Annotated in this window: 11 protein-coding genes and 3 pseudogenes; 7 read left to right on the forward strand and 7 right to left on the reverse strand. The window is 68.6% G+C overall.

Features of this window, described 5'->3' with window-relative positions:
• Positions 1-7 precede the first annotated feature (7 nt).
• Positions 8-685, reverse strand: a complete 678-nt coding sequence (locus ACWGJM_RS29740; protein WP_453414814.1) for a Crp/Fnr family transcriptional regulator — start codon at positions 683-685, stop codon at positions 8-10.
• A 209-nt stretch (positions 686-894) separates the two neighbouring features.
• Between ACWGJM_RS29740 and ACWGJM_RS29745 the strand changes: the two genes are divergently transcribed.
• The 4 genes from ACWGJM_RS29745 to ACWGJM_RS29760 all read left to right on the forward strand — a co-directional run bounded on the left by ACWGJM_RS29745 (position 895) and on the right by ACWGJM_RS29760 (position 6,446).
• Positions 895-1,926 carry a phosphatidylinositol-specific phospholipase C domain-containing protein gene (locus ACWGJM_RS29745; RefSeq protein WP_453414815.1) on the forward strand — a complete coding sequence of 344 codons (1,032 nt, stop codon included), beginning with the start codon at positions 895-897 and terminating at the stop codon, positions 1,924-1,926.
• Between the two features lie 106 nt (positions 1,927-2,032).
• The gene (locus ACWGJM_RS29750) at positions 2,033-2,590 is read left to right on the forward strand and encodes a GH25 family lysozyme (protein WP_453414816.1); all 558 of its coding nucleotides are present in this window, start codon (positions 2,033-2,035) and stop codon (positions 2,588-2,590) included.
• A gap of 43 nt (positions 2,591-2,633) precedes the next feature.
• Entirely contained in the window at positions 2,634-3,680 is a 1,047-nt protein-coding gene (locus ACWGJM_RS29755) for a YihY/virulence factor BrkB family protein (protein WP_453414817.1), read from the forward strand.
• A 138-nt stretch (positions 3,681-3,818) separates the two neighbouring features.
• Complete coding sequence (locus ACWGJM_RS29760; protein ID WP_453414818.1) at positions 3,819-6,446, forward strand: ABC transporter substrate-binding protein; 2,628 nt, start codon at positions 3,819-3,821, stop codon at positions 6,444-6,446.
• 97 nt (positions 6,447-6,543) lie between these two features.
• On the opposite strand, the pseudogene ACWGJM_RS29765 reads toward ACWGJM_RS29760, so the two are convergent.
• Positions 6,544-6,777: pseudogene (locus ACWGJM_RS29765) on the reverse strand (transposase); the annotation flags it as partial.
• 157 nt (positions 6,778-6,934) lie between these two features.
• Here ACWGJM_RS29765 and ACWGJM_RS29770 point away from each other — a divergent pair.
• Positions 6,935-7,741 carry an SDR family NAD(P)-dependent oxidoreductase gene (locus ACWGJM_RS29770; protein ID WP_453414819.1) on the forward strand — a complete coding sequence of 269 codons (807 nt, stop codon included), beginning with the start codon at positions 6,935-6,937 and terminating at the stop codon, positions 7,739-7,741.
• 66 nt (positions 7,742-7,807) lie between these two features.
• Here ACWGJM_RS29770 and ACWGJM_RS29775 read toward each other — a convergent pair whose 3' ends face one another.
• From ACWGJM_RS29775 to ACWGJM_RS29795, 5 genes and pseudogenes are all read right to left on the reverse strand, one after another.
• Positions 7,808-8,578: a transposase gene (locus tag ACWGJM_RS29775; protein ID WP_453414820.1), complete on the reverse strand. Its 771-nt coding sequence runs from the start codon at positions 8,576-8,578 to the stop codon at positions 7,808-7,810.
• A gap of 231 nt (positions 8,579-8,809) precedes the next feature.
• Positions 8,810-10,091 (reverse strand): annotated as a pseudogene (locus ACWGJM_RS29780) (IS701 family transposase).
• Positions 10,092-10,165: 74 nt separating this feature from the next.
• Positions 10,166-11,320: an MAB_1171c family putative transporter gene (locus ACWGJM_RS29785; RefSeq protein ID WP_453414821.1), complete on the reverse strand. Its 1,155-nt coding sequence runs from the start codon at positions 11,318-11,320 to the stop codon at positions 10,166-10,168.
• Positions 11,313-11,768 (reverse strand): regulator component, encoded by a 456-nt coding sequence (locus ACWGJM_RS29790; RefSeq protein WP_453414822.1) that lies wholly within the window; start codon positions 11,766-11,768, stop codon positions 11,313-11,315. The genes ACWGJM_RS29785 and ACWGJM_RS29790 overlap by 8 nt, the downstream gene beginning before the upstream one ends.
• 115 nt (positions 11,769-11,883) lie before the next feature.
• Positions 11,884-12,336, reverse strand: a complete 453-nt coding sequence (locus ACWGJM_RS29795; protein WP_453414823.1) for a hypothetical protein — start codon at positions 12,334-12,336, stop codon at positions 11,884-11,886.
• A 283-nt stretch (positions 12,337-12,619) separates the two neighbouring features.
• Between ACWGJM_RS29795 and ACWGJM_RS29800 the strand changes: the two are divergent.
• Both ACWGJM_RS29800 and ACWGJM_RS29805 read left to right on the forward strand, forming a co-directional pair.
• A pseudogene (locus tag ACWGJM_RS29800) lies at positions 12,620-12,823 on the forward strand (GntR family transcriptional regulator); the annotation flags it as partial.
• 584 nt (positions 12,824-13,407) lie between these two features.
• Positions 13,408-13,527: a keywimysin-related RiPP gene (locus tag ACWGJM_RS29805; protein ID WP_363294646.1), complete on the forward strand. Its 120-nt coding sequence runs from the start codon at positions 13,408-13,410 to the stop codon at positions 13,525-13,527.
• The last annotated feature ends 41 nt before the right edge of the window (positions 13,528-13,568 follow it).

Genomic DNA, 13,568 nt, shown 5'->3' on the forward strand with positions numbered 1-13,568 from the left:
CCCGGGCTCACCCGCCGAACGCCTGCCGCTTCAGCTGGTCCGCCGACCGCACCAGCAGGGCCTGACGCCCCGTCATGATCCATCCTCGGGACCGCCACTGCTCCAGGACGCGGCTCACCGTGCGCCGTGAGGTCAGCAGCAGGCCGGCCAGGTCGTCCTGGGAGAGGGCCAGGCCGATGCGGTGGCCGGTGCCGTCGGGGTCCGGGTGGCCGCAGCGCTCGACCAGGTCCAGGAGGAGGACGGCGAGCCGGGCCGGCACCGGCTCGGTGATGCCGGCGCGCTGGAGGTCGGCCTCGCGCAGGCGTTGCGAGAGGGTCTGCTCCAGGGCCGCGGCGACGCCCGGGCGGGACCGGGCGAGCACCTGGAAGCGGGTGGCGGGCAGGTTCAGCAGGTCGGTCGAGGTGGCTGTGACCAGGGAGGCCGAGCGGCGCCCGCGCTCCACCGCGGCCTGCTCGCCGAGGAGTTCGCCGGGACCGCGCAGCGCGAGCAGGGCGCGGTAGCCGGCGTGCGACTGGGCGATCACCTTCACCCAGCCGTGCAGCAGGACGACCAGGTGGTCCGAGTCCTCGCCCTGGGTCAGGAACTGCCGGTCCGCCGGCAGGGACATCCGCGTCGCCGCCCGCAGCAGCGCGGCCCGGTCACCCGGGTCGAGGGCCTCCCAGAAGGGGGCGGGACGGATGGTCACGGCGCCTCGCCTCCCGTCGACGTACACCGGTGCACCGGAACGGCATCAGTGTGGCCCCGCCGCATCCTTGTGAAACCTGCCCCGGCCGACGAATTCGGGCACGGCGATCGCACGGCACCCGGGTGCTTCCTGTTCCTCCAGGGGCTACCGCGCAGTAACCGCTTGCCCCTACGCTGCCGCCAACTCCGTGACTACGAAGGGGATTTCACGTGCGTACGGTCAGACGGCTGGCGGCGCTGCTCGGTGCGGCCGCGATGGTGCTGATGGGACCCGGCAACGCCCATGCGGCGTCGGGGAAGTTGTCCGAGACTACGGCGATCGGTACGCACAACGCGTACGACAAGGCCAAGTACACCTATTTCGCACAGGCGTTGGACTCGGGAGCCTCGCTGCTCGAACTCGACGTCTACGTCGACAGCCTGAGCCACCGCTGGCGGGTCAGCCACAGCAACCCGCTGGGCAACGACAACAACTGCGAATACGCCAGCACCCCGAGCGACCTGTACAGCAAGCAGCGCAACCAGGACCTCGGCAGCTGCCTGGACAACATCGCCGCCTGGAACCAGCTCCACCCCGACCACGCGCCGATCGTCTTCAAGGTCGAGATGAAGGTCGGCTTCAACAACAACGCCGGCCTCGGCCCCGACGAGTTCGACTCGCTGGTCGCCTCGAAGCTGGGCAGCAGCGTGTACAAGCCCTCCGACCTGCTGGGCTCCACGTACTCCACGCTGGACGCGGCGGCCAAGGCGAACGCCTGGCCCAGCCGGGACGCTCTGAAGGGCAAGTTCCTCTTCGAGCTGATCCCCGGCACGGTGGAGGAGTCCAACCCCTTCGACAGCTACTGGACGGACGAGGAGTACGGCGACCACCTGCGGGACCTGTACGCGGCCGGGGACATCTCGGCGGCCCAGGCCTTCCCCGCGGTCCTCGGCGCGGCGAGCGGCGACCCGCGTACCAGCCGCTACGACGCCTCGATCCAGCCGTGGTTCGTGTTCTTCGACGGTGACGCGGCGTCGTACGTCAACAACGGCTACGCCACGTCCTTCTACTCCACGAACCACTACATCCTGATCATGACGGACGCCCACAACGTGTCCCCGGCCATCTCCTCGACCGATCCGACGGACGCCGAGGCCGCGGCCCGGCTGTCCCTGCTGGCGGCGGACCATGCCAGCATCATCACCTCGGACTGGTCGGCGAAGTCGGCATCGGTGCTCGGGTCGGTGACGGCCCGGGGTTGAGCGAGCACATGCCGGAATTCCGGGGGCGGCGCCGGATCGGGAGTGCCAGGGTGGGGCATATACCAGTCAACTCGTGTCACCCCACTGGCACTTCAGGAGTCCCCCCATGTTGCACGGCATCGACGTGAGCGCCTATCAGTCCTCCTCGTACGACACCGACGGCCTCTCCTTCGTCTTCATCAAGGCGACGGAGGGCCGTTCGTACGTCAATCCGAGGCTCTCCGCCCAGACGAAGCACGCCCGGGACGCCGGTCTGGTCGTCGGCTTCTACCACTTCCTGTGGCCCGGCGACCTCACCGCCCAGGCCGAGTACTTCCTCAAGCACGCCCCCGAGAAGGCGGGCGATATCCTCGCCGTCGACTGGGAGACGACCAGCGAGGGAACGCACGCGAGCAACGCGGAGAAGGACCGCTTCATCCGGAAGCTGAAGGAGCTGCGGCCGCACAACCGGGTCGTGCTGTACGCGAACCGGAACTACTGGCTGAACGTGGACATCACCTCGTACGCCGGTGACGGTCTGTGGATCGCCGACTACGTCACCGCGGGCAAGCCCCGCATCAAGGCCAAGTGGCGTTTCCACCAGTACAGCAGCGAACCCCATGACAAGGACGTGGCCGACTTCGCGAGCAAGGCCGCGCTCGTGAAATGGGCCAAGGACGTCTGACGCCCACCGCACTGAGGGGGGTGCCCGGGGGTACTCGCTAGATATGAAGCTGCATCTTCCGGGTCGGAAAGATCCCCACGGCGGCGACGAGGTCCCCTCCCCCGAGGAGGCGGGGCCCGGCCCCGAGGTCGAGCGGCGGGCGCCGGACGCGCCGACGAAGCTGCCGAGGCAGGCGTGGAAAGCGGTGCTCAAGGGAAGCCTGCGGGAGTTCCAGGACGACGAGCTGACCGACCGGGCCGCGGCGCTGACCTACTACGGCGTGCTCTCGCTCTTCCCCGCCCTGCTGGTGCTCGTCTCCCTGCTCGGGATCACCGGCAGGTCGGTCACCGACAAGGTGCTGGCCAACCTCAGGCAGCTCACTCCCGGCTCGGCCCGTGACATCATCACCCGGGCCGTCGAGCAGTTGCAGAACAACTCCGGCACCGGCTCGATCGTGGCCGTCGTCGGCATCCTGCTGGCGGTGTGGTCGGCGTCCGGGTACGTCGCGGCGTTCATCCGCACGGCCAACCGGGTCTACGACATGCCCGAGGGCCGGCCGATGTGGAAGATCCTTCCGGTGCGCGTCGGGCTGACGGTCGTGCTGATGGTGCTCGCGGTGGCCAGTGCGCTGATCGTGGTCTTCACCGGCGGGCTGGCCCGCCAGGCCGGCAAGGCCCTCGGGATCGGCGACACCGCGCTGACGGTGTGGTCGGTCGCCAAGTGGCCCGTCCTGGTGCTCCTGGTCACCATCATGATCGCGATCCTGTACTGGGCCGCCCCGAACGCCAAGGTGAAGGGCTTCCGGTGGGTCACCCCGGGCAGCTTCCTCGCCCTGCTGATCTGGATGATCGCCTCCGCCGGGTTTGCGTTCTACGTCGCGAACTTCGGCTCGTACAACAAGACCTACGGCACCATGGCCGGGGTCATCGTCTTCCTGGTCTGGCTGTGGATCAGCAATCTCGCCATCCTGCTCGGCCTGGAGTTCGACGCCGAGACGGTCCGGCAGCGGGCGATCACCGGCGGCCTGCCTGCGGACAAGGAGCCCTACACCGAGCCCCGCGACACCCGGAAGTGGGACGAGGAGGACCTGCGCCGACTGGACGGCCCCTGAGGGGGCAGGTCCCGCCGCGATCCGGTCCGAGAGCGGCAAGAATCACCTATCAGGCGGCATTAGTCGAAATACCAGGATGTTGCGGTCGTCTTCTCTGGCACGTTACGCCTCTGCCCTATCTCTCCATGGAGGCGACGCGTGCCAGAGCTCTATCCCAGGTGGTCCGATCGGCTGATACGCGAGATCGACGCCGTCGTGGTCCGCAGGTCCAAGGCGAGCAAGGTGCCGGCCCTGGTGCTGGCCAGACAGGACGGCGGGGACGTGGCGGCGGCGGCCCGTCTGGTCCGGGACTACAAGCGCCGGCTCACGCACAGGGACCGGAACCCGCACAGCCAGGTGCCGCACGCCGTCGTCGACGACGAGGCGATGCGCGGGGGCGGGTTCGTCGAGGCGATGGACGGCGTGGCACAGCAGCTCCAGCTGACCATGCCGTCGGGGCGCCTCAGGCTGCCGCACTTCCACACGTGCCGGGCCGTGCTGGACCAGGAGAGCGGTGCCGGAGACGTCCGGGCCCAGCAGCAGCCGATCCTCGACGGACTGCACGCCGCGCTGCTGGGCCGGAGGGCGGTGCTCGGGGCCGGCGACAGGATCGCGGGTTTCTTCGGGCAGCACTTCCTGACCGGCTGGCTCCAGGGCTTCGTGGCGGCGTTGATCGTCGGCTTTCCCCGCTTCTGCTACCGGTTCCATCTGCGGCACTGGGGCCTGCGCTGGGTCGCCGAAGAACTCGACGCGGCCTGTTTCCTGGACGCCGCGCTCTCGTTCTGCCGGGACGGCCGACTGGACCGGGACGACCCGCGAGTGCGCCGGATCCTGCTGCGTGCGCTGCTCACCGATCTGCGCAGGGCCACCCGGTGGAGGTCTCCTCTGAGCCACCTGTGGGCCCGGCGCCGGTGGGCCGTCGTCGTCATGATCCCCGAGATCCACGACGTGAACGGGCCCGGCCGCACATTGCTCGGAACGTTCGAGGAACTCGCCCGCGACCAGCCGTCCCAGCCCCTGCTCATCCTGGCCGCCTGCGCGGGACCGCCGCCGGAGTACGCCCTCCCGCTCGACGCCGACCTGAAGCGGCCGAACGGCATCGCCGACGAGGTCTGCACCGCCCTCACCGAGGGCAGCGACGAACCCGTACGCCTGGTCACGCTGACCGCCGAGGACGACGACGCGGAACGCACGGCGGAGACCTGGCTGATCAACCACCCGAGCGTCACAGCCCGCAGGAACAGGTCCGTCGACTGGCTCGGCCCGACCGCGCTGCCGTTCCTGGCCACGGCCACCGCCGGTGCCCTCCTGGCCCAGCACTTCCTCTGGTCGGGGGCTCCACCGCGCCCGCATGCGGCGCCCTCCTCCTGCGTGACGGTTTCGACCGGTGAGCGCGTCGGCGTGACCGACGGAAGCCAGTGCGACCTGGCGGTCCCGGGAGAGCGCGGGAAAGAGCTCAGGGAGCTGGAACAGCAGGTCACGGAGGAGAACGCGAAGATCACCGACGGACGGTTCCGGACGCTCGTCTTCCTCGCGCCCCTGAGCCTCCAGGCCGACGTGTACGACGACCCGCCGATCGGTCTTCAGATCCTGCGCGGCGTCATCGCCCAGCAGCACAAGCTCAACAGCGAGAACCGCCAGAACAAGATGCCGATCCGCCTGCTGATCGCCAACACCGGCCAGTACTTCCTGTACGGGTCGAGCATCGGCAAGGGCCCGGACGTCACCCGGATGATCATCCGCCGCAAGGCCGAGGACCACATCGCCGCGGTCCTCGGAATCACCCAGAGCCGCGCCGAGTCCCTGGAAGCGGCCCGGGAACTCGACGCAGCCGGGATCCCGGTGATCGCCAACGGAGTGACCGGCAGCAACATGGTCGGTCCCGACTCTCCGCCGCGCTACTTCCAGGTCACCACGCCCAACGCGCGGGTTGCGTCCGTCCTGGCCGACTTCATCCACCACTCACCGACGGTCCGAGCCCTCACCAGCGGCAGACCGCACGCCGTGGTGGTGTACGACTCGAACGACACCTACTTCAGCACGGACCTGAGAAACCTGTTCGTCGACGCCTACCGCCCCTACGGAAAGATCGACGAGTTCACCTTCAGCGAGAAGCCGGGGGTGAGGACACCGGAGGACATCGCGACCGACGTGTGCAACAAGGCCACGGCTGTCCACGGCGTCATCGTCTACCTGGGCCGTTCCGGAGTCCTGCCGAGCCTCCTCAACGCCATGCAGCGGGCCGGCGGCCAGTGCCAGCCGTCGCGGGGCACCATCCCGCTGATCGCCGAGAGCGCCCCCATCGGCTTCCAGGTCGATCCGGTGGGGACGGCGCAGGCATACCCGTACATGACGATCTTCTACGAAACGGCGAACGCGCCCACACAGGACCCCCGGGACCCCTACTCCCAGTTCGCCCGAGACTTCGCCGCGGTCTTCGGCGACCGCGGCGCCGACGCCGACGCCGCCGGCGGCTTCGACACCGTCGGCATCGTCACCAAGGTCGTCGAGAACCTGCTCCCCGCCTCCCGCAACGGCGACGTCGAATCCGACGACATCTACCTCTGGCTGACAGCCCACGGCGTGTCCGACTACCCCGGAGCGTCCGGCGTGCTCCGGCTGGACGGCCAGAACAAGTTCCCGCCCGACAAAGCGGAGTTCATCCGCGAGATCCTGCAACCGAACGGCACGGCGGTCACGTTGCTGAGCTGCGGAATCCTCCCCAACCGGCAGAATCCCGCCACATGGGGCACTCCACCGGACGCCTTCCCCTGCCCGCGGCACTGAGACCTCAGCACTCGATGATGTTGACCGCGAGCCCGCCCCGGGCCGTCTCCTTGTACTTGACGGACATGCCGACGGCTGTTGATCACGCGTTCGACCTGGAGATCTCCCCGTGCGTCAACCCCTTTGCCGACAGCGACAGGACCATCTCGTCCACCCCGCCCAAACGCCGCTGCCGCTTCTTGACCAGCTGCGGCTCGAACGCCCCGGCCCGGTCCCGCGGCACCGTGATCTCCACAGGACCGGCCTCGGTGGTCACCGTCTTGGACCGGTGACCGTTGCGGTAGTTCGCACAGCGTTCGTCGCGTCCACGGTGGCCTTCCCGGCCTCGATGTCACTCGTCACGTCAGTCATCAACTGTCGCTTCCAGCCCGGGAGTTGCACCACTCACCGTACGGACCCGCATTAGGCGCCGTCTCAAAGTCGTCAGGGACGGATCACCGGGATCCAATAGGCTCGGAGATGATCCCGGAGGAGGACACTGAACAGCAGTGACAAAAAAGCGAGTTGTCATCGTAACCGGCGGAGGTTCGGGCATCGGGGAGGCGACGGCCCGGCTGCTGAGCGAGAGCGGCCACCACGTGGTCGTCTCCGGTCGGCGGAGCGAGCCCCTGCGACGCCTCGAAGCCGAGGCCGGGGTACTGGCCCATCCGTCCGACGTGGGGGACGCCGACGCGGCGGACGATCTCGTCCAGGCAGCCCTGGCCGCCCATGGACGACTCGACGGACTGGTGCTCAACGCGGGCATCGGGCGCGGCGGAGCCGTGGGCGACCTGTCGTTGGAGGACTGGGACGAGGTGATGCGCACCAATCTCACCGGCCCTCTGATGCTCCTGCGCGCGGCGCTCCCGCACCTGCTGGAGTCGAGCGGGGCCGTGGTCGGCGTCGCTTCGGTGTCCGCGCTGCGCAACGGCACGAGCAACGCCCCGTACGCCACGTCCAAGGCGGCCCTGCTCCAGCTCTGCCGCTCCGTCGCCGTCGACTACGGGCGTCAGGGAGTGCGGGCCAACATCGTGTGCCCCGGATGGGTACGGACCGAGATGGCCGACCGGCGCATGGCGCGTTTTGCGGTGGAAGCCGACCTTCAGGGTGGTGTGGATGCCGCCTACGACGCGGCGACCGGGCTCCTGCCCATGGGCCGGCCGGGCGAACCGCGTGAAGTCGCCGAGGCGATCGACTGGTTGCTGTCCCCGGCGGCGTCGTACGTCAACGGCTCGGTCCTCACCGTCGACGGCGGCGCGACGGCCCTCGATCCGGGGACCCTCGGGTTCGATTTCCAGATCACCCGACGCGGCTAAGGGCTGTCCCGCAATGATCAATTGAGTCGAGACGGTCAGCATCGGGGACGGCCTTCTCGGGCCGGTCTATCCGGCGAGTGCGAGGTTGTGCAGGCGGGCTATGCCGAGCATGGCGTGATGAACACCGTCTCCCTTCAAGCGGCAGTCGCGGAGGATCATCCAGCTCTTCATGCGGGCGAAGGCGTGCTCGACGCGAGCACGGACCTTGCGGTGTGAGCGGTTGTGCTCCTCTTTCCAGGCCGGGAGTTCGGTCTGGCCGGGTTCGCGGCGGTGCGGGATCACCAGGCCAGTGCCGCGGTAACCCCCGTCGGCGATCACCGTTGCGTTGCCGACGGCGGCCTTCGCTCCAGACAACTCCCATGCCCTGCAGTCGTTGCGGTTGCCGGGCAGAGGGCGGCCAACCACGACGACCAGCCGTGTATCAGCGTCGATGACGACCTGGTGGTTGGTGGAGTACCGGTAGTTCTTCGACTGCTCGGCCACCGCATGGTCACGCGTGGGCATCAAGGTGCCGTCCGCGATGAGCACGGTGTCTTTGCGGAACCGTCGGCGCGGCCGCAGCTCGAGCAGCGGTGCGAGGCGGTTGATGACGCGGGCGGCCGCAGACTTCGAGATTCCGAACAACGGCGTGAGCTGGCGCAGCGTCAAGTTCGTGCGCCAGTACGCCGCGAGCGGCAGGACGCGGTCCTCCAGGGGAAGGCCCCGCGGCCGGCCTCGACGGACCGCGTCCGCTCCCTCACGGCGCAGGGCGGTCACCAGCTTGCCTAAGCAGCGCGGGCTCAGCCCGGTGAATGGGTCTATCCAGGACGGTTGTGACGCCGTGATCACTACTCCCACGTCAAGATCGTCCCACTACCCCAGAGCCCAGCGTTACGAAGATCAGTACTTGCCAGAATTCTGTTGGGCGGTCTCGTCACCGGCCGGTCGACACCCGGCTGCGACGCCGTCCTTCGTGATCGTTTGCGGGACAAGTCTTAGTAGGACTCCGTTAGGTCTGTCTTGATCTCGGTGTTGTGGTCCTGGTGGGGAGGGGCTGATGGCAGGTGGTGCAGGTGCCGGTCCAGCACCTCAGGATGTCTTGGAGTGCGTCGAGGATCTGGTAGAGGGTGAGTGCGGTCCAGGTGCTTTTGGGGCCAGACGCTGTTCGGTAAGAAACGCGTGGGCCGCGGTCACCAGGGTGACGTGGTGGTGCCAGCCGGGCCAGGACCGGCCTTCGAAGTGGTCCAGGCCCAGTCCGTGCTTGAGTTCGCGGTAGTCGTGCTCGATGCGCCAGCGGACCTTGGCCAGACGGACCAGGTCGGCGATCGGAGTGTCGGCCGGCAGGCTGGACAACCAGTAGTCGGTGGGAGTCTCGGCCTCTTCGGGCCATTCGACCAGCAGCCAGCAGTCGGGCAGGATGCCGTCCCACCAGCCCTGTTCGGCTGAGGCGGCGGCTCGGATGGGACGTTCGACGGCGTTGCCGGCCGGGCGGACGCGCACGGCGGCGAAGCGGGAACGTAACTCGCCGCGCGAGCCCTGCCGCCAGGTGAGGGAGGTGAACGCCTCCTGCCCGAGGTCGGTGGCAAGGGCTGCCACTGAGGGTGCGGGGTGGCGGTAGCGGGGCTGGGGCCAGCAGCCGACAGGGCCCTTGCGGTCCGGGGCTGTCGGTTGGGCGTCGAATGGGTGGGCGGTCACGTCCGCGCGGACGGCCAGCATGTAGTCGATTCCCCGCTCTGCCAGGCTGGCCCGCAGGTGGGCGTTGGTGCCGTAGGCGGCGTCGGCCACCACGGCCGGCGGCCTCATGCCCCAGTCGGCCAGCGTGTCGAGCATGTCCAGAGCCAGCCGCCACTTCTCGCGGTGCCCGGCCTCGGACGGAATGCGGGTGACGGTCCTGCGGTCGGTGTCAGCCGCCCACTCCTTGGGCAGGAACAGCCGCCACTTGCAGTGGGCAGGAGGCCGTGTCCCTGGCGGCGTGGACGCTGACCGCGACCTGGCAGTTGGCGCGTTTACCCAGGGCTCCGCAGTACTGCGGAGCCACGGCGACCGACATTCTTCCGTCCTTGGGCAGCGACACGTCGTCGATCACCCAGGCCGTCGGGTTGACCAGCGGCAGCATGCGTTCGCAGATCCGCCGCTGCACCGGCACCGGGTCCCAGGTGGACTGGTTCACGAACTGCTGCAGGTTCTGTTCGTTGCCGTCCGGCAGCCGCGAGGCCATGGCCTGGATCGACTTGCGGCGGCCGTCCAGCATCAGTCCCCGCAGGTAGCAGTCGCCTTTGGCCCGCTGGTCCTTGCGCGGCACCGACGCAAACACATCAGCCACGTATAACGCCAACTTCGCCCGGACACGGTTCACTTCATGTGCGTCCATCCCCCCAACATGCCCAGGAACAGGCCGAACCGAAAGACCTAACGGAGTCCTATTAGGCATGCGTAGACGTCGGATCAGGGTCGTGAGGCCGGCGAGGACCGGTCGTGGCGGGGGAGCGGGTCCGTCATCGTGGGCCACATCCGGGCGATCCCCAGCAGTGTCGCCGGGCTGCCATGGACCACACCGGGCAGCGGGCAGGGGTCGGCGGGCGGTGCGCCGGCGAGTTTGCCGCGCCGGGCCTGGTCCAGTGCGCCGGCGAGTGCGGCCGACGTGAGGCGGTCCTCCCGTACCCCTGCCTGCCGGGCGTGCCGGTGCGCCGTCTCGTAGGCGTCCGGCCGGATCCATCGCTGCAGATCCAGGAGCGCGTCATAGGTTTCGATGGTCTGCCGGTGTGCCTGGAGCGCCAGTGAGGAGCGCGGCCGCAGCACCTCCCGCAGTCTGGTGCGCTGCGGTCTGGCGAGGGCGACGTGGGGCACCGCCGTCATCAGGTCGCGCCACAGCGGCCACAACCGCCAGGTGGTCCACAGGGCGTTCGCCGACCGGACGAGGGCGGTCGCGGTGGGGACCAGCAGTGATGCCGCCCGGAAGAAGCCGTGGACCCCGATGATCAGCGACAGGTAGGGGAGCATGCGCGGTGTGCGGCCGTAGAGGTGCCAGAGATAACCGAACCAGAAGACGACGGCGAGGACGCTTCCCACCGCGAACAGCCGCAGCGACCACACGAGATCGCGGTCTCCCGTGCGCATGCTGTACAGCCAGCAGACCACGAGTGCGACGGCGTCACCGACGAGGTGGGCGCCGATGAGGATCAGCCAGTAGGCGGACGCCGGATCGGCAGGCCCCTGCACGGACGCCGTTCCCGCACGTGGTTCGAGCTGCAACACGTCCAGGACGAGCAACGCGGCCAGGGCCGCCGGGAGCCCCACCGTCACGGACAGCCGCAGGCGGCGCGTCCGGGTGGGGTCGACCATGAAGAGCAGGACCAGCCCGGCGCTGAGGACGCCGATCAGATTGCGGGCCAGGGAAACCGTGTGGAGTTCGACGCCGGCATCGGTCAGCCATCCGACGACCCTGGGCTGGAAGAGGGTGATGGCGAGGGTCGCGGCCAGGACCGCGAGCCACAGCCCCCGTTGGCGTGGCTGGAGCAGCGCGGGCCGGGCCCGCCAGAGCAGGGCGAACCACAGGGTGAGGACGCTCCACAGTCCGACCAGGGCAGCCAGCTCACTCACCGACTTCGACCCTCACTCCCAGGAACGCGCCGAGTCGGCCCAGCCGGCCGCCCGCCCGGCCGGCCGTCCCGGCGCTCTGTATCAGGCTGGCGATCATCTCGGCCTCCTGCTCCTCGGCAGTCGTGTAACTGGTCCGGGCCATCAGCCGTTTGACGAGATGCGGCTGCAGACCGCTGAGTAGCCCGGCGATCGGCTCGTCGGCCTCGGCCGTGGCGCCACGGTGGTGGTCGCACAGCACATGGCCGATCTCGTGGAGGATGATGTGCTCCCGGTGCAGGGGCGCGGTCCGGGCCTCGTAGAAGACGTAGTCGGCGTCGTCCGTACCCAGCCAGAGACCGCAGGCACCGGCGATCGCCGCCTGCTCCGGTAGCTCTTTGAGAACGAGTGGGCGGCCTCTGAGTGCTTCCACCCGCTCGCAGACCGCGTCGAAGGAAAGCGACCGGGGCACTGCGAGATCGCGCAGAATCACCGTACATCGCCGCTGTAACTCGGCATACTCGCCCGTTCGCCGCACGTCCTGTGTCACTCTCACTGGTCGTTGCCGCTCGGCTTCCGCGGTGTGCCTATCGGCCGGAACGGTGGGGACGTCCCCCCGGGTCGGACTCCGGGGACATCGCGTTCACCACGGCGAGCAGGGCGTCCAGCCCCGCTTCCGACAGCCCGTCGGCACGGAAGGCCAGCGTGCGCACCTTGCTGTTCCCCAGAGCAACGGCGAACTCCATCTGGCGTCTCACCCGCTCGGAGACCTCCTCGTCGGTGAAGTAGTCCGGGGTGACCCCGAAATGCTCTGCCAGGACCCGAAGATGGTCGCGCGTCACGTTCCGCTTCCGGCCCGTCGCCAGTTCCCAGAGGTAGGTGGCCGAGAACGTACGCCCCGTGCTCTCGCGGATCTCCTCCGCGATCTTGCTGTACGGAGGCCGGTTGCCGCGGTAGTACGCATTGACGATGTCCTCCAGCCGTCGGGCCAGGGACGACGGGCCTGTCGTGCCGCGCTCGGCGCTGCCGGTACTCGTCAAGTCTCCAACTCCCGGTCGAGAGAACGCTTCCTGCCCCCAGCGGACAGGGTGTGGTTTCAACCTAAGCCGCCGACCGCCACCTTGAACACGTCCGGGGCAATGTATTCAGGCCAAAGGATGGCATCGGCGGGCGCCAGCGAATCAGTTGACACGCTTTCATCCGCTCAGTACGGTCCCGATTGCTTGCGCAATCGCACGGTAGTCCGAACGTCACGCCGGCTGACCTCCGGCGGACCTGGCGCTGCGGTGAAGGAAAAGCACAAGACAAGGGGGAATCGCAGGAATGACATCCGCACGGCAGCCGGGCGAATCCGACGCCGACCCGGCCTGTGGAGACAGCGGTGCCGGACCGGCACTCTACGCCCGGATAAGGCGGAAACTGAAGCAGGAGATACTGGCAGGCGTCTACGCCGAGGGGGAGTATCTGCCCTCGGCGGGCGAACTCGCAAAAAGATACGGCGCCAACAGGAACACGGTCCTGCGGGCGCTGCGTATGTTACGCGCGGAAGGGCTGATCGACTTCGGCCGGGGCCGCGGCACGGTCGTGATGCACTCCGCCGGAAAAGCGGACCTCGCCGAGATAGCGGAGCAACTCCGGCATGTCGTCAACCGTGCCGATGCCTCGGGAATCTCCCGAGCGGCCGTCGTGGCCGCCGTACAGCGGATCCCCCCGGTGTCTGCCACACGTACCCCGATGGGTGGACCCGCCGCGCCGATTCGACGGGGAACCGCGGCTACGGCTCGTACGGGCCGCGCGGCCGCGGCGCCGCGTGATGCGCGATCGCGTCGACTGCGGTGGCGATAAGGCTAATACGCAGGGTCAGGATGGAGCCATGGAAGCCAGGTGTTCGCGCCCGGCCACCGGATCGCTCCGACTCGGCCGCGCGTGGTCGAAAGGCCAGGTTGCCACGGGTCCCGAAGCCCGGGGCAGGCAGATTTTCCCGGCGGCCACGCAGCGTATCGGGAGTGTTCCTTCATTGATCGTCGTAATCGCCTCCGCCTAGATTCACCGGTGAGCGGACGACCGATCGAGTCACCGCTTCCACTCCTTACGGAAAGGAGGTGACAAGCATGGGTCGGAAGATCTATGAGGCGCCGGCGATGTTCATTGCCGGTGATTTCCGATTGGACACCGGATTCCTGCGGCGCGGTCCGCATGAGCCCAGGGTCCGTCTGCCGCTTGCAGCCTAGGGAATCTCTGGGAGAACGATGTCGAGCCACGGCGAAAGCTG

The sequence above is a fragment of the Streptomyces sp. NPDC054834 genome, from assembly GCF_053611185.1.